Source organism: Streptomyces sp. NPDC002896 (assembly GCF_040295225.1).
GTDB lineage: Bacteria > Actinomycetota > Actinomycetes > Streptomycetales > Streptomycetaceae > Streptomyces.
In genome coordinates this window covers 1-21,074 of record NZ_JBEOVA010000018.1, presented here as the reverse complement: position 1 = coordinate 21,074, position 21,074 = coordinate 1, and the positions used below count along the sequence as shown (strand labels likewise).

Annotated in this window: 17 protein-coding genes; 5 read left to right on the top strand and 12 right to left on the bottom strand. The window is 70.3% G+C overall.

Going from position 1 to position 21,074, the window contains the following annotated elements; genetic code table 11:
* Nucleotides 1–26 precede the first annotated feature (26 nt).
* Both ABT009_RS29265 and ABT009_RS29260 read left to right on the top strand, forming a co-directional pair.
* Nucleotides 27–1,172 carry an LLM class flavin-dependent oxidoreductase gene (locus tag ABT009_RS29265; RefSeq protein ID WP_351301311.1) on the top strand — a complete coding sequence of 382 codons (1,146 nt, stop codon included), beginning with the start codon at nt 27–29 and terminating at the stop codon, nt 1,170–1,172.
* 46 nt (nt 1,173–1,218) lie between these two features.
* Entirely contained in the window at nt 1,219–2,610 is a 1,392-nt protein-coding gene (locus ABT009_RS29260) for an MFS transporter (protein WP_351301308.1), read from the top strand.
* Nucleotides 2,611–2,779: 169 nt separating this feature from the next.
* Here the strand turns inward: ABT009_RS29260 and ABT009_RS29255 are convergent, their stop codons facing one another.
* Genes ABT009_RS29255 through ABT009_RS29240 form a run of 4 tightly spaced genes read right to left on the bottom strand, consistent with a single transcriptional unit; the run spans nt 2,780 to nt 5,929 of the window.
* Nucleotides 2,780–4,315 (bottom strand): MFS transporter, encoded by a 1,536-nt coding sequence (locus tag ABT009_RS29255; protein ID WP_351301305.1) that lies wholly within the window; start codon nt 4,313–4,315, stop codon nt 2,780–2,782.
* A complete protein-coding gene (locus tag ABT009_RS29250) occupies nt 4,312–4,824 on the bottom strand; it encodes a zinc-binding dehydrogenase (RefSeq protein ID WP_351301302.1) in 513 nt (170 codons plus the stop codon). Before ABT009_RS29250 ends, ABT009_RS29255 begins: the two co-directional genes overlap by 4 nt.
* 46 nt (nt 4,825–4,870) lie before the next feature.
* Complete coding sequence (locus tag ABT009_RS29245) at nt 4,871–5,308, bottom strand: alcohol dehydrogenase catalytic domain-containing protein (RefSeq protein WP_351301299.1); 438 nt, start codon at nt 5,306–5,308, stop codon at nt 4,871–4,873.
* 12 nt (nt 5,309–5,320) lie between these two features.
* The gene (locus ABT009_RS29240; RefSeq protein WP_351301296.1) at nt 5,321–5,929 is read right to left on the bottom strand and encodes a nitroreductase family protein; all 609 of its coding nucleotides are present in this window, start codon (nt 5,927–5,929) and stop codon (nt 5,321–5,323) included.
* A 516-nt stretch (nt 5,930–6,445) separates the two neighbouring features.
* Here ABT009_RS29240 and ABT009_RS29235 point away from each other — a divergent pair.
* Nucleotides 6,446–7,636, top strand: coding sequence for a cytochrome P450 (locus ABT009_RS29235; RefSeq protein ID WP_351301687.1), 1,191 nt, complete (start codon nt 6,446–6,448; stop codon nt 7,634–7,636).
* 9 nt (nt 7,637–7,645) lie between these two features.
* Here ABT009_RS29235 and ABT009_RS29230 read toward each other — a convergent pair whose 3' ends face one another.
* From ABT009_RS29230 to ABT009_RS29215, 4 genes are all read right to left on the bottom strand, one after another.
* Nucleotides 7,646–9,241, bottom strand: coding sequence for a PucR family transcriptional regulator (locus tag ABT009_RS29230; protein ID WP_351301294.1), 1,596 nt, complete (start codon nt 9,239–9,241; stop codon nt 7,646–7,648).
* A gap of 217 nt (nt 9,242–9,458) precedes the next feature.
* Nucleotides 9,459–10,853 (bottom strand): NAD(P)/FAD-dependent oxidoreductase, encoded by a 1,395-nt coding sequence (locus tag ABT009_RS29225; protein ID WP_351301291.1) that lies wholly within the window; start codon nt 10,851–10,853, stop codon nt 9,459–9,461.
* A gap of 45 nt (nt 10,854–10,898) precedes the next feature.
* Nucleotides 10,899–11,564: a haloacid dehalogenase type II gene (locus ABT009_RS29220; RefSeq protein WP_351301288.1), complete on the bottom strand. Its 666-nt coding sequence runs from the start codon at nt 11,562–11,564 to the stop codon at nt 10,899–10,901.
* Between the two features lie 51 nt (nt 11,565–11,615).
* Entirely contained in the window at nt 11,616–12,968 is a 1,353-nt protein-coding gene (locus ABT009_RS29215) for an MFS transporter (RefSeq protein WP_351301285.1), read from the bottom strand.
* 569 nt (nt 12,969–13,537) lie between these two features.
* Here ABT009_RS29215 and ABT009_RS29210 point away from each other — a divergent pair.
* A complete protein-coding gene (locus tag ABT009_RS29210; protein WP_351301282.1) occupies nt 13,538–14,560 on the top strand; it encodes a D-2-hydroxyacid dehydrogenase in 1,023 nt (340 codons plus the stop codon).
* A 149-nt stretch (nt 14,561–14,709) separates the two neighbouring features.
* Here the strand turns inward: ABT009_RS29210 and ABT009_RS29205 are convergent, their stop codons facing one another.
* The 3 genes from ABT009_RS29205 to ABT009_RS29195 all read right to left on the bottom strand — a co-directional run bounded on the left by ABT009_RS29205 (nt 14,710) and on the right by ABT009_RS29195 (nt 19,376).
* On the bottom strand, nt 14,710–15,216 hold the full coding sequence (locus ABT009_RS29205; RefSeq protein ID WP_351301279.1) for a thioesterase family protein: 507 nt from the start codon (nt 15,214–15,216) through the stop codon (nt 14,710–14,712).
* Nucleotides 15,216–18,443: a fused isobutyryl-CoA mutase/GTPase IcmF gene (icmF, locus tag ABT009_RS29200; protein WP_351301276.1), complete on the bottom strand. Its 3,228-nt coding sequence runs from the start codon at nt 18,441–18,443 to the stop codon at nt 15,216–15,218. Before icmF ends, ABT009_RS29205 begins: the two co-directional genes overlap by 1 nt.
* Nucleotides 18,444–18,611: 168 nt before the next feature.
* Entirely contained in the window at nt 18,612–19,376 is a 765-nt protein-coding gene (locus tag ABT009_RS29195) for a helical backbone metal receptor (RefSeq protein ID WP_351301273.1), read from the bottom strand.
* A 137-nt stretch (nt 19,377–19,513) separates the two neighbouring features.
* On the opposite strand from ABT009_RS29195, the gene ABT009_RS29190 reads away from it, so the two are divergent.
* Nucleotides 19,514–20,710, top strand: a complete 1,197-nt coding sequence (locus ABT009_RS29190) for a thiolase family protein (protein ID WP_351301270.1) — start codon at nt 19,514–19,516, stop codon at nt 20,708–20,710.
* A gap of 97 nt (nt 20,711–20,807) precedes the next feature.
* Here ABT009_RS29190 and ABT009_RS29185 read toward each other — a convergent pair.
* On the bottom strand, nt 20,808–21,074 hold a 267-nt coding region (locus ABT009_RS29185; protein ID WP_351301268.1), incomplete at its 5' end, for an electron transfer flavoprotein subunit alpha/FixB family protein.

The window sequence follows — 21,074 nt, the reverse complement described above, 5'->3', positions numbered from 1 at the left end:
CGCAACACCCGACCGAGGATCCCGTCATGTCACTCACCTTCCACTGGTTCCTGCCCACCAACGGCGACAGCCGCGACATCGTCGGCGGCGGCCACGGCGTGCACACCGGCGCGGCCGGCGGCGACCGCCCGCCCACGACCGCCTACCTGGGCCAGATCGCGCGCAGCGCCGAGCAGCTGGGGTTCGTCGGTGCGCTCACGCCCACCGGCGCCTGGTGCGAGGACGCCTGGCTGAGCACCGCGATGCTCGTCGAGGTCACCGAGCGGCTGAAGTTCCTGGTGGCCTTCCGGCCCGGCCAGATCTCACCGACCACCTCGGCCCAGATGGCCGCCACCTACCAGCGCCAGTCCAACGGCCGTCTGCTGCTCAACGTGGTCACCGGAGGTGAGTCGCACGAGCAGCGCGCCTACGGCGACTTCCTGGACAAGGACGCCCGCTACGCCCGCGCCGACGAGTTCCTGGGCATCGTCCGCGCGCTGTGGCGTGGCGAGACGGTGGACCACGCGGGCACGCACCTGCGCGTCGAGGGCGCGCAGCTGCACCGGCTGCCCGACCCCGCCCCGCCGATCTACTTCGGCGGATCGTCGCCCGCGGCCGGTCCCGTCGCCGCCCGCCACTCGGACGTCTACCTCACCTGGGGCGAGCCCCCGGCGCAGGGCGCGGAGAAGATCGCCTGGATCCGGAAGCTCGCCGCCGAAGAGGGCCGGGAAGTCCGGTTCGGCATCCGGCTGCATGTCATCACCCGGGACACGGCAGCCCAGGCGTGGGCCGAGGCCGAACGCCTGCTGTCCCACGTGGACCCGGACACCATCGCCCAGGTCCAGGCCGGGCTGGCCCGCAGCGAGTCCGAGGGCCAGCGCCGGATGCTCGCCCTGCACGGCGGATCCACCGCCGATCTGGAGATCTACCCCAACCTGTGGGCCGGCGTCGGCCTGGTGCGCGGCGGCGCGGGTACGGCCCTGGTCGGCAGCCACACCGAGGTCGCCGACCGGATCGCGGAGTACCACGCGCTGGGCATCGACGAGTTCGTGCTCTCCGGCTACCCGCACCTGGAGGAGGCCTACTGGTTCGGCGAAGGCGTCCTCCCGCTGCTCGCCGCCCGCGGACTGTGGCAGCACCCTGCCGGACCGCGGACGACCGAGCCCGGAACCGTGCCCTTCGCGGGCCGCTGAACAGAGCCGGCGAACCCCGGAACACACAAGGAAACGGCACCTCGACATGCCCGAGACATCTCGCACACTCCCGACGCCGGACGAACGCAGCGAACGGCGCCGCCTGCGCACGGTGGTGCTCGCCAGCCTGCTCGGCACCACGATGGAGTGGTACGACTTCTTCCTCTACAGCACCGCCGCAGGGCTGGTGTTCGGCAAGCTGTTCTTCCCCACCGGCAACGACACCGTCGGGACCATCCTGTCCTTCGCCACCTTCGCTGTCGGCTTCGTGGCGCGGCCCATCGGCGGCCTGCTGTTCGGCCACATCGGGGACCGGATCGGCCGGCGGCGGACCCTGGCCGTCACCATGGGCCTGATGGGCGCCTCCACCGCGCTGATCGGCCTCCTGCCCACCTACGACCAGGTGGGAGTGTGGGCACCCGTCCTCCTGCTCGTCCTGCGCGTCGCCCAGGGCGTGGCGCTGGGTGGGGAGTGGGCGGGTGCCGTGCTCTTGTCGATCGAGCACGGCCCGGACGGCCGCAAGGGCCGCTACGGCAGCTTTCCGCAGATGGGACTGGCCCTCGGACTGGCGCTGGGAACCGGGCTGTTCGCCCTGCTGAGCGATCTGCTCAGCGACGCGGCCTTCCTCCGGTACGGGTGGCGGCTCGCCTTCCTGATCAGCCTCGTCCTGGTCGCCGTCGGCATCGCCGTACGGCTGAAGGTGGACGAAACCCCCGCGTTCCGGGACGTCGAGCGGCGGCAGACAGCCTCCCGGGTCCCGCTGGCCACGCTGCTGCGGGACGCAGGAACCAGGCGCCTCACACTGCTCGGGATGCTGGCCCGGTGGGGCGAGGGCGCGGCGTTCAACACCTGGGGCGTGTTCGCGATCTCCTACGCCACCTCGGAACTCAAGCTGCCACGTACCCCGGTACTGCTCGCGGTCACGTTCGCCGCGCTGCTGATGGCCGTGCTGATCCCGGTGTCCGGTTCCCTGGTGGACCGGCACGGCGCCCGCCGGACGTACATGGTCGGATTGGTGCTGTTCGGCCTCAGCGTGTTCCCCGCCTTCGGGCTGTTCCAGGCGGCCGGGATATGGGTTTTCGCCGTGGTGATGGCGGTGACGCTGGGCGTGGTGCACGCGTACTTCTACGGAGCCCAGGGCACGCTGTTCGCCGCCCTGTTCCCGGCCGAGGTCCGGTACACCGGCATGTCGTTCGTCTACCAGATGTCCGGCATCTACGCCTCCGGCATCACACCGCTGCTGATGACCACGTTCCTCGCCGCGGGCCATGGCGCGCCCTGGATCGCGTGCGGATACCTCGCGCTGACCGCGGTCGTCAGCGTCCTGGCGACCTCGCGTATCCGGTCCTCCGACATGCACTTCGCCGCCGGGGCCGCCGAGCGCGCACAGCTTGCGTTGAGTGTGCCGCGGACTGCATCGGGCAGTGTGGCGCGGTAGGGCTTGGGGAGTGGGCCGCTGGGGTGACCGGTGGTCCCGCGGCACCGTTTGTGAGGCCTACCGAGTCGCCGAGACAATGCTTCCCGCGCCGGGGGTCCGGGCGTGGCACCCACCGTGCCACCGGCTGCCAACTGCGCGGTGGCACAAGGGACGGTTGCGGACGCCAGGGTCACGAAGTTTCCCTGAGGGGACGGGCAGCGGGCCCCGCCCCGGGGTCCCCGGTCGCCGTGTGCGGCCGGGGATGCCCGCGGTCGGCCCCGTGAGATCTCACCAGTGACACGGCCAGCGCCACGACGAGCATCCCGGCACAGACGAGCGTCGCCTGCGCGTACGCGACCCGTGGTGCATCCGTCGCATGGGAACCGCCCCGCAGATAGATCCCCGAGACGGCGCTCAGGCTGATGGCCGCGGCGATCCGCTGAGCCATCTGGAGAATGCCCCCGGCCACTCCGGCGGCCTCGGCAGGGGCATGCTGCAGGACCTGGGCCTGGTTGGGGGAGATGCTGAGCCCCGACGCGGCGCCGGAGCACAGCTGGACTGCGGCGAGCACGAACGGCAGCGCGGCGAGCGGCACGGTCACCGTGGCCGCCGCCCCGGCCAGCAAGGCCAGTACGCCCAGGACCAGGCCCACGGTCACCGTGTGGGCGCCCAGGCGCCGCACCACGCGCCAGGCCACCGCCGACGTGACACCCATGGCCACCGCCGCCGGGAGGCTGACCGCGGCGGCGACGAGCGCGGACAGACCCAGGCCGTCCTGCAGGAACATGGTCAGCACGAGCCCGGCGGCCAGCGATGAGCCGAACTGAGCCATCGCCACGACCGTTCCGAGCGCGTATGGGGCCGAGCGCGCCAGCGACGGATGCACCAGTGGCCGTCGCCCCGCCCGCACCCGATAACGCTGCTCCACCACGAAGACGACGGCCGCGACGAAGGCGGCGCCGGCCCACAGCGCCGCGCCGCGGCCGTCGTCCGGAGTGCGGATGAAAGGCAGCATCAACGCCAGCGTCAGCGCACCCGCCCACACCAGGCCCCACCAGTCGAGTCCATTGCGACCCGTACTACTCCGCGATGCAGGCAGCCAGCGTCCTGCGAACCAGAGGGTCAGTACTCCGCACGGTGCACTGAGCAGCAGGCACAGCCGCCACCCGAGTCCCGGACCGCACGTGCCGACAAGGACGCCGCCGAGCGTCGGCCCGACCGCTGTGGCGACGCCCCCGGTGACGGCGTACAGACCGAGCGCGCGCGCCCGGTCCAATCCGCGGAAGACGTCCTGGATGGTGCCGATCACCTGCGAGTTGACCAGTCCGGCACCTGCGCCCTGCACCAGCCGTGCCGCCACCACCACGTCCGGATGCGTCGCGGTGGCGGCCACCACGCCGCACATCACGAAGGACGACAGACCGATCAGGAACAGGCCCTTGCGCCCGTGTACGTCGCCGAGGCTGCCGCCGGGCACGAATGCCAGGCCAAAGGTCAGTGAGTAACCGGCGATAATCCACTGCACATGGGCGGGGGTCGCCTCCAACGACCGGCCCAGCACCGGCACGGCGATGTTGAGGACCGACTGGTCGAGCAGGGTCGTGATCCCCGCCGCCAGGCAGACCAACAGCGCCCGCCGGGCAGCGCGATTCTCGCCCGGGAGCACGGCCACCCTGCTCGCAGCGGCCGCCGCGGTATCGGCCGCCGCGGTATGCCGCTCGCTCACACGGCGCCCCGCCCCGCGATGTCCAACACGGTCTTCCCGTGGGTGGATCCGGCCTCGAAGGACCGGTGGACTTCGACCACCTCCGCCAGCGGGGCCATGGCCGGAGGGTCGTAGGCAAGTACTCCGGAAGCGAGTGCGGACAGCGCGCTGGACAGGTGCTCGCCGATGGTGGCGGGGGAGCGGCGGGCGACGTCGCCGATGTTGTACCCGGCGATGCTCCGGCTGTTCTTCCACAGGTCCCATACGTCGGCCGTCCAGTCCCCGTGGAGCCCGAGGTCGCCGTAGACGACGACCCGGCCGAAGGGGGCCAGCACCTCCAGACTCGCCCGGCGCACCGGCCCGCCGACCGGGTCCAGCACCAGGTCGACGCCGCGCCCCGCGGTGGCCTCCCGCACAGCGTCCGCGAAGCCGTCCCGGGCGAACAACGCGTCGTAGCCAAGAGCGGCGGCCAGTTCCGCCTTCTCCGGGGAGCCACCGTGCCGAAGACCCGCTCCGCGCCGAGGGAACACGCGATCCTGGCCGCGGCCGAGCCGACTCCGCCCGCCGCGGCATGGATCAGGACGGTCCCACCGCTGCGCAGCCGCCCCGCGTCCGCCAGCACCCCGTACGCCGTCGGATACACGCACGGCACTCCCGCCGCGTGCGCCAAGGCGATCCGCTTACCGGCCGGACGAAGTCCGTGTCGGCCACCGCGAACTCGGCGTAGCCGCCGAAAGCCGGAAGATAGGCGGCGACCTGCTCGCCGACAGCCGGTCCGGCCGCACCGGTGCCGAGCGCCACGACCGTGCCGGACACCTCAAGACCCGGCACGTCGTAGCCGCCGGGGCCGTCGGGCTCGCCGAACTCGCCACGCCGGTGCTGCACTTCGGCGAAGTTCACCCCGGCGTACGCGACCTCGATCAGCACCTGGCCCAGGCCGGGGGCCGGTGTCGGCACCTCGATCTCCTGCAGGACGTCCGGGCCGCCGTTCGACTTGAATCCGAATGCGCGCATATGGCGTCCCCCTCAACCGTCGTGCCGGACCGGAATCGGATTGCCCCAGCCCTCCGCGAAGAAGGTCTCCTTCAAGGGGCGCCGCTCGCGGGCTGCGGTCTCGCGGTCGCGCAGTTCCGGTGGGAGGAGGTCCGCCAGGGCCAGGGCCCCGACCGCGGTGACGGAGAGCGGCCGGTAGCCGTCCGGGATGTCCAGCGCCGTGCGCAGCTGCTCACGGTCGAAGCCGCCCATCTGATGGGCGTGCAGCCCCAAGGCGTGGGCCTGCACGGACAGTTGGGACACCGCCAGCCCTGTGTCGTACGCGGCGCCGTGGTGCGGCGTGCCGTCCTCGAGGCGCTCCGCCGCCACCGCCGCGACCAGCAGCGAACTGTTCCCCGCCCAGAGCCGGTTGCCGGCCATGAGGGTGTCGAAGATGCGCTTGTACGTCGTGTCACCGCGTCGGCCGACCAGGAACCGCCATGGCTGGGAGTTGCGAGCGGAAGGCGCCCAGCGGGCCGCCTCGAGCAGCGAGACGAGCTCATCGTCGGTGATCGTGTGCGAGGCGTCGAACGAGCGGGGGCTCCAGCGCTCGGCGAGCAGCGGGTGGACGGCCACGGCTGTGTCGGCGGTGCGGGGGGACATGGTGATGCCTTTCCTCAACGGGGTGAAGGGTGGTGGGACCCGGCGGATACAGCCGGTCCGGGTCCACGGGTACGACGAACGTGTTCGCCGTCAGCCGGTGGAGCGCTGCCGGGCGCCAGCTCAACCCGCGCCGACGGCAGGGTTGTTGATCGCCTCGGTCAGGTCGACACTCGCGCGGTCAGGCGCGCGACGGCGGCACGAACGGGGCCGCTAGGCGGCGGCAGGACGCCTGCGACGCGGTGTCAGCGCCCGGCGGAACAGGCCATGGTCGTGACGCGCATGAAGTCGACGTGGCGACGGGTCACGAACAAGGTCATGGGATCAGCAAATCACAGCCGCCGCGCACAGCACCAGGCTTGTCCGTGCGATGCGGCGCAGCGCGGTTCTTCGGCTGGTTCAAGCGCAGCGGGAGCGGAGGTATGCCCAGTACCGTCTTGAACGCCCGGTGATCGTTCCTGTCGGCCCTGGCACGAGAGTTGCTCGGAAGAGGAGGTGCCGCTGGTGGGCGGCGAGGAAATGCAGTACGGACAACGCAGGATCGAGCGGGGCCCGGCCGAGAACAACTGTCCGGTGCGGCGAGGGCCCGACGGGGTCTGGCAGGTACGCGGATACGAGGCGGCCCGCGCCGTATTACGCAGCACCGAGACCGTGCAGGCCGGTCTCGGTATCGAGACCGTGGAGAAACTCCCTTCGCGCATCAGGCGCCCAGTCCTCTACCGGGACGGGCCGGAACACCGCGAACACCGGCGGCAGACCGCCCGTTTCTTCACCCCTCGCCGCGTCGACGAGCGGTACCGCGACGTCATGGTCCGGGTCGCGGAGACCCAGATCCAGAAGCTCCAAGACGCGGGCCGAGCCAGTCTTCCCGACGTGGGTTTCCATCTGGCGATCGAGGTCGCCTCTGCCGTGATCGGCCTGACGGAGAGCCGGCCCGGCATCCGGCAACGACTGGAGCGCTTCTTCCCCGAGGAGTTCGGAAAACCGGGGCTGACCAGCTTCCACGGGATCTACTGGCTGGTGCGGCAGAACGCGAACTGGCTGCGGGTCTATCTGGGAGACGTACGCCCGGCCGTGCGGGTCCGCCGCCGGCAACGTCGTGACGACCTGATCTCACACCTGCTCGACGAGGGCTGTTCGTCCGGGGAGATCCTCGGCGAGTGCATCACGTTCGCCGCGGCGGGCATGGTCACCACCCGCGAGTTCGTCAGCGCCGCGGCCTGGCATCTGTTCACCGACGACGCACTGCTCACGCGCTATCGGGCGGCGGACGAGGCCGACAGGATCGCGATCCTGCACGAGATACTCAGGCTCGAACCGGTCGTCGGCCGACTCAGCCGTCGTACCACCGCTCCTCTAGCCCTGCCGAGCGGTCATGAGGAGACGGTGACGGTGCCGGCCGGGGAACAGCTCGACATCTTGGTCGACACGGTCAATCTCGACGAGTGTTCGGTGGGCGCCGCTCCGGGACGGATCCGTCCCGGCCGGGCGATGACCGACGGCGCCGGCCCTCCTGGACTGTCCTTCGGCGACGGCCCGCACAAGTGCCCCGGCGCCCATATCGCGATCCTGGAGACGGACGTCCTGCTCAGCCGGCTCTTCGTCCTCCCCGGACTCCGGATGGCGACCCCGCCCAGGGTCGGTTTCAACGACGCGATAGGGAGCTACGAGCTCCGCGACTTCACCGTGGTTCTCGACGGACACGAGTGACCGTCGGCCTCAGTCCGGACCCACCCCGCTCAGTAGGTCCAGCGCAGTGACCGCCACATGGAGTTGAGCGCGGTGCGCGCCGGACTCCAGGTCGGCGCCGAGGAGCCGCTCGATGGTGTGAAGGCGCTGGTAGAAGGCCTGCCGGGAGAGTCCGGCCTGCTTGGCGGCTATCGACTTGTTGCCGGCCGCGGCGAGGTATTCGCGCAGGATCCCCAGAAGGTCGCCGCCGTTCCGCTCGTCGTGCTCGACGAGGCGTCCGAGCTGCCGTTCCACGTACTTCTGCAGCCGGGTGTCGTCGCGCAGCGAGTACAGCAGCTCCGGCAGCCCGATGTCGGAGGACACATGGAACGGGCGGGGCGGGGACGCGGGGCCGATGGCGTCGGCGACCTCCTCGGCCTCGCGGAACGACCGTGTCACCCTGCTGAGTTCGGTGACTCCGGGGCCGACCGAGACGACGACGTCCTTGCCGAACGTCTCGTGCAGCGCCCGGCCGACACGCTCCACCACGGGCTGCCAGGCGGTGGCGCGGGCCAGGGCGAGGAGCAACCCCGTCCGGTCCGCGTCCAGTTCGCCGATCAGTGCCTTGACGCCGGAGGTGTGCAGCTCGGAGGCGAGGTGGTCCGCCAGGTCAGCCCCGGAGAGTGCCGTCCGCCCGTGGTCGACGATCACCGGTATCAGTCGGTGGCCGGTCGTGGGCAGTCCCAGGGCCTCGGCGCGAAGACGAGCCTCGGTACGGCTCCGGTAACGCCAGTGGAGGAGGTCGAGGAGTACGGAGCTGTGGGCGCGCCGGTCCCACCGGGAATGGCCTGTCCGCCGGGCCAGGGTGAGGGCGGTCGCGGCCTGCTCCAGGATCACGGTGTGCTCGGGCCCGATGGGCGGACCGGAGTTCTGGGGCAGCATCACCAGCCGTCCCCACCGCTGTCCCTGTTCCTCGACCGGAGCCACCAGCCACCCCTCGGGACCGCTCGGCGCGGCCCGGTCCGGGGTCGGCGCGGTGCGAGAGCGGCGCGGCCAGGCCTCGAGCACGTTCCCGTCGGGGTGCCCCGCAGTGCGGCTGATCACTGCATGGTGGACCAGGTTCTCCAGCACCACCGGGCAGCCCGTCAGGTCTGCCGCCGCCTGGACGAACTCCTCGGGCTCAGCACGGCGCAGCGTGAGCGAGGTGAACAGCTCGTTGACCTGCTGGGCGCGGCGCAGGAGTTCGCCCTGCGCGTCGAGGATCAGCGCGTGCACGGTCTGGGTGACCTCGATGAAGCGCACGCCGCGCGCCAGCACGATCAGCGGGAGATCGCGTTCCCGGCACGCGCTGACCAGATCGCTCGGCGCGTGCTGGTAGCGACGGCCGAGCTCGACGACGAGTCCCGCCGCGCCCACATCAGCCAACTGGTCCACGAAACCGCGTAGTTGGGTGGGGTCCGCCGGATACGGCATGCCGGTGGTGAGGACGAGTTCGCCGCCTTCGAGGAAGGAGGCGGGGTCGAGCAGTTCGGTGACGTGGACCCAGCGGACGGTGCGGGACAGCTGGCCCTCGCCCGCCGCCACCCGTGGAAGGCCGGCGGTGATGACGGGCAGCCGCAGCACGTCCGCGACCGTGAGGAACGGCATGGGTCAGGCTCCCGTTTACACGTCGTGCCGACTGGTCCGGCACGTTGACCGGACCACTCTGAGGGGTGGGGCGCGGGGAGCGCAAGGGGTGATTGCGCTGCTCAGAGGCGGTGCGCCTTTTCGCCGTAGGCCGCCTGGGTGTTGGCGGCTGCGGGTTCGATGTGGTTGCTCGCGCAGTTCCCCGCGCCCCTTTCGGGGCGGTGACCGAACTGTCTCGTCAGGGCCGCCGAGCAATCAGATCCGCGGCCGTTGCGATCGGAGACGTGCGGGTCCGCCCACCCGCCTCATGCCGGTCCGCGAGCCGATAGGCAACGTACAGACCACGCACCCCAAGCCAGCGCAGCGGTTCCGGCTCCCACGTACCGGGGCGGTGCCCTGTCCAGGGAAGCCGGGTCAGCCGGGTCTCGCGCCCGAGTACGAGGTCGGTGAGGGTGCGGGCGGCGAGGTTCGTGGAGGTGACGCCGTGTCCGACGTACCCCCCGGCCCAGCCGAGGCCGCTCGCCCGGTCGTGGCCCACCGTCGCCGACCAGTCGCGGGGCACAGCGAGCACCCCGCACCAGGCGTGATCGACGCGGGCACCGGACGCCTGCGGCAGCATCGCGTACAGCGTCTCGGTGAGCTGGCCGATCGTACGGGCATCCACCCGCCCGGCGTCGTCGGTGCGCGAGCCGAAGCGGTACGGGACGCCGCGCCCGCCGATCGCGATCCGGTCGTCCGGCGTGCGTTGCGCGTACATGTGCCCGTGCGCGGTGTCGCCCAGCGTCTCGCGGCCCGCCCAGCCGATCTCCTCCCACACTTCCTCCGGCAGCGGCTCGGTGGCGATCATCGAGCTGTTCATCGGGAGCCAGGCGCGGCGCAGCCCCTTGAGCGAGGCGGTGAAGCCCTCGGTCGCGCGCAGCACGACGGGGGCGCTGACGGTTCCGTGCGCGGTGACGGCGCGTCCGGGCTCGATGGCCGTGACCGGGGACTTCTCGTACAGGGTCACGCCGAGGCGTTCGACGGTCTCGGCGAGCCCGCGGACCAGGGCGGCGGGCTGGAGCCGGGCGCAGTGCGGCGTCCATGCCGCCGCCGTCATCCCCTGGATCCGGATGCGGTCGGCGGCCTCCTCGGGCGTGAGCATCACCGCTTCCCGGACGCCCCACTCGTGGTCGGCCTCGGTCTTGTGGCGCAGCCGTGTCGCCTGCGCGGGGGTACGGGCGACGCGCAGGGTGCCGCCCTTGACGATGTCCGCGTCGATGCCCTCGCGTTCGGCCACGGCGATGATCTCGTCGACGGCCTCGTTCATGGCGCGCTGGTAGTCGAGTACGGCCTCGCGCCCGTACTGCCCGGCGAGCCGGTCGCGGGCGCCGGGTACGAGCCCCGAGGCCCAGCCGCCGTTGCGGCCGGAGGCGCCGAAACCGGCGAACTCGGCCTCGAGGATGCTGATCCGCAGCGAGGGGTCGGCCAGTTTCAGGTAGTACGCGGTCCACAGTCCGGTGAGACCCGCGCCCACGATGCACACGTCGGCGTCGCGGTCGCCGGGCAACGGCGGCCGGGGGGTGGGGATTTCGGTGAACCAGTGGGAGATCCGGCCGTTGACCGGGCCGGGGTGGCCGAGCGTGGTCGCGCTCACGGAATGTCCTTTCAGGGCGGCTGGGCGGGCGGGCAACCAGGAGGGTCAGACGCCGAGCAGTCCGGGCAGCTCGGAGAGGTCCTTGATCTCCTCGTACGGTTGGAAGGCGGCCGAGCCCGGGAAGCCGTACCGGTTCACCCAGATCCGCCGCATGCCCTCGTAGCGCTTCGTCGGCATGATGTCGTACTCCCAGCCCTGGGCCGTGTGGATGATGTCCTCCGGTCCGCGCCCGGTGGCCTTCATCAGGTACTCGAAGGCCTGCGGCGTCGGCTTGTACGCCCCGGCCTGTTCGGCGGTGAGGACGTAGTCCCACTCCACGCCGAGCTCGTCGACCGCATACTGGATGAGGTCGTCCTCGCTGTTGGAGAGGATGGCGATGTCGTACTGGCTCTTGAGACGGCGCAGCGCGTCCGGGACCTCGCGGAACGGCTTGAACTTCTTGATGGCCTCGATCAGGGCCTCGCCGTCCTCGTCGCGGTATTCGAGGCCGTGCAGCGTCATGACGTTGCGCAGGGTGCGGCGGACGACCTCGCGGTAGGGGAGGTACTCGTCGAGGACGCCCTGGAAGCGCATGACGTACGCGTCGTGGTGGAACTGCTTGGGGTCGACGCCGATCTCGGCCAGCCGGTCCTTGACGATCTCGTGAGTGGCGGCCTGCGTGTCGAAGTTGATGAGGGTGCGGTAGCAGTCGAAGCTGACGACCTTGCGCATGGAGAGAACTCCTCGGGATGGGAAAGGGTTTCAGGAGCGAGGGAAGGGGTTTCAGGAGCGGTGGCTGGCCTCGGCCAGCCCCAGGTCCTTGGTCTCGGGGGCGAGGAAGTACGAGACGATCAGCCCCGCCATGGTGATGGCCACGGCGATGCCGAGCGTGCCCCGCACACCCAGGTCGGCGGTGACGATCGGGAGCAGGAAGGTGGAACTCGCGGATCCGACGCGGCTCATGGCGGTGGCGATGCCCACACCCGTGGCGCGCAGATCGGTCGGGAACAGCTCGCTCGGGTAGACGAACTGGAGCCCGCTGCCCGCCGCCTCGAAGAACTGGAAGGCGGCGAACAGGGCCACCACCACGAAGGCCCAGTGCAGCGGGAGCACGGCCAGTGCGATCAGCGAGGCGTTGATGCCCACGAAGGTGCTGATCAGCAGCGAGCGGCGGCCGATCCGGTTGACGACCACCAGGCCGAGCGCGATGCCGGCCACCGCGATGGTGGTGATCACCGCGCTGGAGGCGTAGCTGCTCTCCACCCCGAAGGCGGACAGCATCTGCGGCTGGAAGGAGCGGACCGCGAAGGCGGGCGCGACCTGACAGATCCAGAAGACGGAGCAGAAGACGACCGGGACGGTGTAGCCGCGCTTGAAGACCTCGACGAGGTTGCCGAGGCCGGAGCCGCCGCGCTGCTGCTGCCGGTTCTCCGAGAGCAGCTCGTCGTCGCTGACGTCCTGGCCCAGGTGTTTGCGTACGACCGCCTTCGCCTCGTCGATCCGGCCGCGCGAGGCCAGCCAGCGCGGCGACTCGGGGATGCCGGCCCGGAAGAAGAGGAAGACCAACGCCGGGACGGTGCCGGAGGCCAGCATCCAGCGCCAGGCGTCGTCGCCGAGTCCGGTCAGCGCCCAGCCCACCCAGAAGCTCACGCCGTATCCGACCCACCAGGCCAGCACCAGGCCGGACAGGGCAGGGCCGCGCATCCGGCGGGGCACCAGCTCGGTGGTGAGGGCGGAGGCGATGGGGTAGTCGGCGCCGATTGCGATGCCGATGAGCAGCCGCAGCACCAGCAGCTGCCAGGCTTCGGTGACGAAGAACTGGAGCACCGAGAAGACCACGAAGGCGGCCAGGTTGAGGACGTACATCAGATGCCGGCCGACGCGGTCGGTGATCGGTCCGAAGACCGCCCCGCCGAGGAACACACCGACCAGCACGGAGGCCGCGATCAGTCCGGTCCACAAGGTGTCGAGGTGGAGCGCGGGCGTGATGAGGCCGAGGGCGACGCCCATTACGCCGAGCAGATAGCCGTCGCAGAACGGGCCGCCCATGGCGACGGCCATGATCCTGCGGTGGAAGGGAGTGACGGGCGCGTCGTCGAGTGACGACGCCCCTCCGGTGGTTGAGGTCAGGGACATGCTTGAGCTCCTGGGGACGCGGGATGCGGGGGGACGCGCGCCGGCAGGGGGACCGGAGCGGAGGCGTTCGTGCGTCAAGCATTGGGATGCGCACAGCGCTGTACGCGGGGGTGGACCGGTGGTCACCGGGGTGGCCTGGTTGGTGCTGACCGGGGTGGCAGGGACCGGTGGTCGCCGGAACGACTGGCCCGTGGTCGCCGGACAGCCGGGCCGGTGGCTACCGGAGTGGCCGGGTGAGGCGGTCCGGGGTTGGCCATCACCTTGGTTCAGCGCGCGGCCACCGTCAATGAACACGGTGTTCGCTCGGGCAACGCCGGGTGGACAGTCTGTTCCGCGGCCGCTGTCCGGTTGACACACCGTCCACAAAGGCCCTCGGCGGCGAACACCGTGGCCGTTGACCTTCCCGCCAGACCGCCCACAGGGTGAGAGACGTCCCGCACCAATGTCCACCCGTATCGTCTCGCGCCGGGAGAGCCGCCGTATGAGCCACGAGTCCGAGCACCTGCGCCGGGCCACACGCCTGATGTGCCCGGAGTACGAATACGTCGCCATCCCCGCGGCGGACCGCCGTGGCTGACCGGCTCGTCGTCCTGCACCGCGGCAGTCTGCCGCCCAACGCCGCGAGCATCGAGCGGTTCGCGGACACCGTCTACGCCACCGAGGAGGAACTGCCGCTCCTCCTGCCCACCGCGGACGTCCTCTTCTGCTGGCACTCCATCACCCAGGCGGTCGAGGCGGCCTGGCCGGAGGACCCGTCGCGGGCACCCGGCTGGGTCCATGTGGCCGCCGCCGGCATCGACTCCTTGCTCTTTCCGGCCCTGGTCGACAACCCCCGCGTGGTGCTGACCAATTCACGCGGCGTCTACGACCAGCCCATCGCCGAGTACGTACTCGGACTGATCCTCGCCCTCGCCAAGGACTTCCCGGGTACATGGGAGCACCAGCGGCGCCGTGAGTGGCGGCCGCGAGACAGCGAACGCATCGCGGGACGGACCGTCCTGGTCTGGGGTACGGGACCCATCGGCCGCGCCGTGGCCCGCCTGTTGCGCGTGGTCGGCATGCGGGTGAGCGGCGCAGGACGTGCGCGGCGCGAGGACGATCCCGACTTCGGCACGGTGCACGGCCCAGCCGGCCTGCGCTCGGCACTGGCCGAAGCGGACTACGTGGTGCTGGCGGCGCCGCTCACCGCGGCCACCCGCGGCATGGTCGACACATCCGTCTTCGCCGCGATGAAGCCGGGCGCCCGGCTCGTCAACGTGGGCCGGGGCGGACTCGTCGACGAGGAGGCGCTTGTCCGCCACCTGGCCGACGGGCGTCTCGCAGGGGCGGCCCTGGACGTCTTCGCGCACGAACCGCTGCCCATTGCCTCGCCCTTGTGGGACATGCCGGGTGTGATCGTCTCCCCGCACACGGCGGGCGAGGTCACCGGCTGGCGCGGCCACCTCGCTGACCTCTTCCTGGAGAACCTGACGCGCAGGAAGGAGGGCCGCCCGCTGCGCAACGTCGTCGACAAAGAGCGCGGCTATGTGAGGGAGTCCTGCGCGCCGAGTCACGGCACCCAGGTGGCGACCAGGCACAACAGTTCCGCATAGGTCAGCTTCGACGGTCACCCGATCTGTTGATCGAGAGCCCCATGGTCGTCGATGAACACGTACATGCCGCTCGAAGGGCGCCCAGGTCGGAAGTCACACTCAGGCCCACGGGCGCCCTTCGCCTGTCTGCTGCGGTCGAGTGCGGTGGGTCAGCTCCTGACGCCCATGACGCCGCACAGCGGTGCCGGCCAGCCGAGGCGGGAGTCCTCGGCGATGTGGCGGTCGAACCCGGCGACGATGTCGTCCGGGATGGGAGTCGCGCGGCGGGTGTCCATGTCGACGTGGACCAGCACCAGCTCGAGCGTGTTGGCCAGGCGGTCATGCGTGCGGTCGAGGAGGAACGCCATCATGTGCACCGCCTTGGACGACCTTGCCAGCACGCGCGTGTGCACGGAGAGCTTCTCGCCCTCGTGCATCTCGCTGTAGTACCGCAGGTGATGCTCCGCGGTGAAGACGCCCATACGCCGGTTCGCCCGGTAACTGTCGTCGATGCCGACCTCCTCGCACAGCAGCGAGGTGCTGCGCGCGTCCAGCTCGAGGTAGTGGCGGATGTTCATGTGGCCGTTCTGGTCGATGAAGTCCGGCGTCACCGTGGCGTTCACCCAGGCGGGCAGCTCCATCACCTGGTCGAACGACGGTATGGACAGCTGGGTCATCACACGTTCCTCCGGTACTGGCCGCCGACTTCGAAGAACGCCTCGGTGACCTGCTGCAGCGAGCAGACGCGGGCGGCGTCCATGAGGACCTCGAAGACGTTGTCGCCGTTGATGGTGGCTTCCTTCAGTCGGACGATAGCCTGCCCGGCCTCAGCGCTGTGCGCGGTGTGGAAGTCACGGACGCGCCCGAGCTGGGACTTCTTCTCCGTCTCGGTGGCGCGGGCGAGTTCGAGCTCCTGGGGTTCGGTGTCGCCGCCGGGCCGGCGGAAGGTGTTCACGCCGATGATCGGCAGGGTGCCGTCGTGCTTGCGCTGCTCGTACAGCATCGACTCGTCCTGGATGCGGCCGCGCTGGTAGCCGGTCTCCATGGCGCCGAGCACGCCGCCGCGTTCGTTGATTCGGTCGAACTCGGTGAGCACCGCTTCCTCGACCAGGTCGGTGAGCTGGTCGATGATGAACGAGCCCTGCAGCGGGTTCTCGTTCATCGCCAGGCCCCACTCGCGGTTGATGATGAGCTGGATCGCCAGCGCGCGTCGTACCGACTCCTCGGACGGGGTGGTGACGGCCTCGTCGTAGGCGTTGGTGTGCAGCGAGTTGGCGTTGTCGTAGATGGCGATCAGCGCCTGCAGGCTGGTGCGGATGTCGTTGAAGTCCATCTCCTGGGCGTGCAGGGACCGGCCGGAGGTCTGGACGTGGTACTTTAGCTTCTGGGAACGCTCGTTGGCGCCGTACTTCTCCTTCATCGCGACGGCCCAGATACGGCGGGCGACCCGGCCGAGCACGGAGTACTCCGGGTCCATGCCGTTGGAGAAGAAGAACGACAGGTTGGGCGCGAAGTCGTCGATGTGCATGCCGCGTGCCAGGTAGGCCTCGACGTAGGTGAAGCCGTTGGCGAGGGTGAGTGCGAGCTGGCTGATCGGGTTCGCGCCGGCCTCGGCGATGTGGTAGCCGGAGATGGACACAGAGTAGAAGTTGCGGACCTTGTTGGCGATGAACCACTCCTGGATGTCGGCCATCATCCGCAGGGAGAACTCGGTGGAGAACAGGCAGGTGTTCTGGCCCTGGTCCTCCTTCAGGATGTCCGCCTGCACCGTGCCGCGCACGTTCGCCAGCGCGTGTGCGCGCAGCTCGGCCGCCTCCGTGGGGGAGGGGTCGCGGCCCTCGGAAGCGCGGAACCTCTCGAGGCCCTGGTCTATGACGGTGTTGAGGAAGAACGCCAGCACGGTGGGTGCCGGACCGTTGATCGTCATCGACACCGAGGTCGTCGGCGCGACCAGGTCGAAGCCGTCGTAGAGCGCGTTCATGTCGTCCAGGGTCGCGACCGACACGCCGGAGGTGCCGACCTTGCCGTAGATGTCGGGGCGCTCGTCGGGGTCGCGGCCATAGAGCGTCACCGAGTCGAACGCGGTGGACAGCCGCGTGGCCGGCTGGCCCTCGGACAGCAGCTTGAACCGCCGGTTGGTGCGGAACGGATCGCCCTCGCCGGCGAACATCCGCGCCGGGTCCTCGCCGTCGCGCTTGAACGGGAAGACCCCTGCGGTGAACGGGAAGTAGCCGGGCAGGTTCTCGCGACGCCAGAACCGCACCAGCTCCCCGTGGTCGGTGAACGTCGGCAGCGCCACGCGGGGCACCTTGTTGCCCGACAGGGACTCGCGGGTCAGCTTGGTGCGGATCTCCCTGTCCCGGACCTTCACGACCTGCTCGTCACCGGAGTAGGACTCCACGACGGCGGGCCAGTTCTCGATCTGCTCCGTGACGTCGTGCGGGAGGTGCTTGCGGGCGTCCTCGAGCAGCGACGCCACGCTCCCGGCGTCGGAGCCGGCCTCGACGAGCTCGCCCTTGACGACGTCCAGGCGCTGGACCCGTCGGGCTGCGTCGGCGAGCCGCTGGGTGTCGTCGTGGTACCTGCGGATCGTCTCGGTGATCTCGGCGAGGTAGCGCACCCGGTCCGCGGGCACCACCTGCCGGATGCCGGAGGAGTGGCGTACGTCGACGCGCGGCAGCGCACCCTCGGACAGCCGCAGCCCCTTCTCGGCCAGGGCGGTCGTCAGGTGCTGGTAGAGCGCGGTGACCCCGTCGTCGTTGAACGTCGCCGCCGAGGTGCCGAACACCGGCATCTCCTCGGGCCTGCTGTGGAACGCCTCGCGGTTGCGGACCAGTTGGCGGCCCACGTCGCGCAGCGCGTCCTTGGCGCCACGCCGCTCGAACTTGTTGATCGCCACGACGTCCGCGAAGTCGAGCATGTCGATCTTCTCGAGCTGCGAGGCGGCCCCGAACTCCGGCGTCATCACATACATCGAGGTGTCGACGAACGGCACGATCGCCGCGTCGCCCTGGCCGATGCCCGGCGTCTCCACGATCACCAGGTCGAAACCGGCGGCCTTGACCACGTCGATCACGTCGGAGAGGTGCTCGGGCAGCTCGTGGCTGCCGCGGGTGGCCAGACTCCGGAAGAAGACCCGGTCCCCGTCGAGGGAGTTCATGCGGATCCGGTCGCCGAGCAGCGCGCCGCCGCCACGGCGGCGGGTCGGGTCGACCGCGATCACCGCGACCCGCAGCTTGTCCTGCTGGTCGACACGGAACCTGCGTACCAGCTCGTCGGTCAGTGACGACTTCCCGGAGCCGCCGGTGCCGGTGATGCCCAATACCGGCGTGACCCGTGACGCCGCGGCGGCACGCAGCTCACCGAGCAGGTCCGCGGGCAGCTTGCCGAGTTCGGCACCGGTGACGGCCCGGGCGACCGCGAACCGATCCCCGGCGCGTACGGCGGCGGCGTCGGTCGGCTTGCTGTCCCAGAGGTCGAAGTCGCAGTCCTTCACCACCGAGTTGACCATCCCGGCGAGGCCCATCCGCTGGCCGTCCTCGGGGGAGAAGATCGTCACCCCGCTCCCGCGCAGCCGGGCGATCTCCTCGGGCACGATCACGCCGCCCCCGCCGCCCACCACACGGATGTGTTCCGCTCCCCGCTCGCGCAGCGACTCGACCAGGTACTCGAAATACTCGACATGCCCGCCCTGGTACGACGAGACCGCCACACCGTGTACGTCCTCCTCGAGCGCCGCGTCCACGACCTCCTGCACCGACCGGTTGTGTCCGAGGTGGATCACTTCGGCGCCCTGGGACTGGAAGATCCGCCGCATGATGTTGATCGACGCGTCGTGTCCGTCGAACAGGGCAGAAGCGGTGACCAGGCGGACGGGATGCACTGGACGGTGCAGATCGCTCATGGAGGGCCTTCCCAAAACACGTCGGCGGAGCGCTAGTTGGAGAGATAGTCGGACGTCCTAGTAATAGATAGTAGGACGTCCTAGTAATTTGCGGGGTGGTGGTGTGAGTAGAAGCACAGGGAGGAGTGAGGGTGTCCTATTTGTCGGCCGCCGGTGTTCCGGCGGTGCTCACAGCGTCGCCACGAGCTGCCGCAGCATGTCGTGCGCCGGCAGCAGTGACGGGCCGTACCAGGTGATCAGCCGGCCGTTCACCAGTCGGGTCGGCGCGCGATGGAAGGCCTCGGGGCCGTCGCTTTCGCTGAACACATACGGCTCGTCCGGCAGCAGTACGACGTCCACGTCCGGCCGGTCGATCTCCTCCAGCGCCACGTGCGGGTAGCGGTCCGGGTCCTCGGCGAACGCGTTGGCGAGACCGGCCCGGCGCAGCAGGTCGCCGGTGAAGGTGGACCTCCCGACCACCATCCAGGGATCCCGCCAGATCGGGATCGCGGTGGTGGCGGTGACGTCGGGAAGCGGGCCCGACCAGAGCGCTCGTGCCGTGTCGAGCCAGTCGGGGACCGGGGTCTCCAGAGCCTCGGTGAACATTCGCTCGAGCGAGTCCAGGGCCTGTGGGACGGTCTCGATGACGGTCACCCACACCGGCACCCCGGCAGCGCGCAGCCGGGCGACGTCGAGCTCGCGGTTCTCTTCCTTGTTCGCGATCACCAGGTCCGGCCGCAGTCGCACGATCGCCTCACGGTCCGGGTTCTTGGTGCCTCGCACCCGTGCCACGTCGAGGTCGGTGGGGTGGGTGCACCACTGGGTCGCCCCGACCAGGACCTCCGGACGGCCGACGGCGATCGCCTCCGTCAGTGACGGTACGAGGGACACCACCCTTCGTGGCGCATGAGTCAGGTTCAGGGCGGTTCCCATGTCGTCGTGCAGCGGTGGCATTGCGGCTTCTCTCGGTGTGACGGATCCGTCGTGGCGACCTGATAGTAGGACGTCCTAGTATTCCGTGGATCCGCGTGAGACCGTCAACTCTCGCCGCTGACGGCCTCGTCAGACGGCGTGTGGGATTGGGTGCAGATATGGCTGATGCAGCGAAGGATGCAGAGAAGATCGTCATCCTCGACGGGGCCCGTACTCCGGTCGGGGGCTTCGGCGGGGTGTTCAAGGACGTGCCCGGCTTCGAGCTCGGCGCGACCGCCTCGAAGGAGGCGCTGCGGCGCGCCGGCGTCGCCGCGGAGGACATCGACGAAGTCGTGATGGGCTGCATAGGTCAGGTCGGCCCGGATGCCTACAACGCGCGCCGGGTGGCGATCGCGGCGGGGCTGCCGAAGAACGTGCCCGCGTACACCGTGAACCGGCTCTGCGGAAGCGGCCTGCAGGCGATCTGGTCCGCGGCGATGCAGATGCGCTGGGGCGGGGTCGACTTCGCCCTGGCCGGCGGGGACGAGTCGATGACCCGGATGCCGTTCTACGACTTCGGCGCGCGCTCGGGTTACAAACTCGGCGACCGCAAGCTGGTGGACGGCACGGTGATGATGCTGACCGACCCGTTCAACGAGATCCACATGGGCGTCACGGCCGAGAACGTGGCCGCGAAGTACGACGTGTCGCGCCGGCAGCAGGACGAGTTCGCGGTGGAGTCCCAGCGGCGCGCCGCGACGGAGGCCGCGAAGGCGGCGTTCGCCGAGGAGATCGTGCCGGTCGAGGTCGGCGGCCGGAAGCCGTTCACGGTGACCGAGGACGAGCACCCCAAGCCCGGTACCACACTGGAGACGCTGGCGGGGCTCCGCCCGGCGTTCACCAAGGACGGCACCGTCACCGCGGGCAACGCCTCGGGCATCAACGACGGCGGCGCGGCGGTGGTGTTGGCCCGGGAGTCGGTGGCCAGGGACCGCGGCCTGACCGGCCTGGTGTCGCTCGAGGCCGTGGCAACCGCGGCGATGGAGCCCGAACTGATGGGCTACGCGCCGGTGCTGGCCCTCCAGAAGCTGTTCGCGCAGACCGGCACCGCACCCCGGGACATCGACACGATCGAGCTGAACGAGGCGTTCGCCTCCCAGGCGGTCGCAGTGATCCGCGACGCCAAGCTGGACCCGGAGAAGACCAACCCCTACGGCGGCGCGATCGCGCTCGGCCACCCGGTGGGTGCGACCGGCGCGATCCTGTCCCTGCGCGTGGCCAAGGACATGGTCCGCCGGGACCTCGAGCTCGGGATCGTCACGATGTGCATCGGCGGTGGGCAGGCGCTGGCCGCGCTCTTCCGACGGGTGCGATGAGTTCGGTTCGTTGCAGGCCGGGGCGGGGCCACCGTTGGCCCCGCCCCGGCTGTATCCGCCGCCGGCGGCGATGTCGTCGATCGTCCCGTGGTGGCCGTCAGCCCTTGCGGGACGTGACCTCTTCGGTGAGCTGCGGGACGACGTCGAAGAGGTCGCCGATCACGCCGTAGTCGACCAGGTCGAAGATCGGCGCCTCGGCGTCCTTGTTGATCGCCACGATCGTCTTCGAGGTCTGCATACCGGCACGGTGCTGGATCGCACCGGAGATGCCGGAGGCGATGTACAGCTGCGGCGAGACGCTCTTGCCGGTCTGGCCGACCTGGTTGGTGTGCGGGTACCAGCCGGCGTCCACCGCGGCACGCGA

What these genes read in the sequence shown, in the direction of transcription:
- ABT009_RS29240 (WP_351301296.1), bottom strand. Translation starts at nt 5,929, where the DNA reads ATGTCCCCCCGCACCGCCGACACAGCCGTGGCCGTCCACCCGCTGCTC.
- ABT009_RS29195 (WP_351301273.1), bottom strand. Translation starts at nt 19,376, where the DNA reads ATGCCACCGCTGCACGACGACATGGGAACCGCCCTGAACCTGACTCAT.
- icmF (WP_351301276.1), bottom strand. Translation starts at nt 18,443, where the DNA reads ATGAGCGATCTGCACCGTCCAGTGCATCCCGTCCGCCTGGTCACCGCT.
- ABT009_RS29215 (WP_351301285.1), bottom strand. Translation starts at nt 12,968, where the DNA reads ATGTCCCTGACCTCAACCACCGGAGGGGCGTCGTCACTCGACGACGCG.
- ABT009_RS29205 (WP_351301279.1), bottom strand. Translation starts at nt 15,216, where the DNA reads ATGACCCAGCTGTCCATACCGTCGTTCGACCAGGTGATGGAGCTGCCC.
- ABT009_RS29230 (WP_351301294.1), bottom strand. Translation starts at nt 9,241, where the DNA reads ATGCCGTTCCTCACGGTCGCGGACGTGCTGCGGCTGCCCGTCATCACC.
- ABT009_RS29220 (WP_351301288.1), bottom strand. Translation starts at nt 11,564, where the DNA reads ATGCGCAAGGTCGTCAGCTTCGACTGCTACCGCACCCTCATCAACTTC.
- ABT009_RS29260 (WP_351301308.1), top strand. Translation starts at nt 1,219, where the DNA reads ATGCCCGAGACATCTCGCACACTCCCGACGCCGGACGAACGCAGCGAA.
- ABT009_RS29235 (WP_351301687.1), top strand. Translation starts at nt 6,446, where the DNA reads ATGCAGTACGGACAACGCAGGATCGAGCGGGGCCCGGCCGAGAACAAC.
- ABT009_RS29190 (WP_351301270.1), top strand. Translation starts at nt 19,514, where the DNA reads ATGGCTGATGCAGCGAAGGATGCAGAGAAGATCGTCATCCTCGACGGG.
- ABT009_RS29245 (WP_351301299.1), bottom strand. Translation starts at nt 5,308, where the DNA reads ATGCGCGCATTCGGATTCAAGTCGAACGGCGGCCCGGACGTCCTGCAG.
- ABT009_RS29265 (WP_351301311.1), top strand. Translation starts at nt 27, where the DNA reads ATGTCACTCACCTTCCACTGGTTCCTGCCCACCAACGGCGACAGCCGC.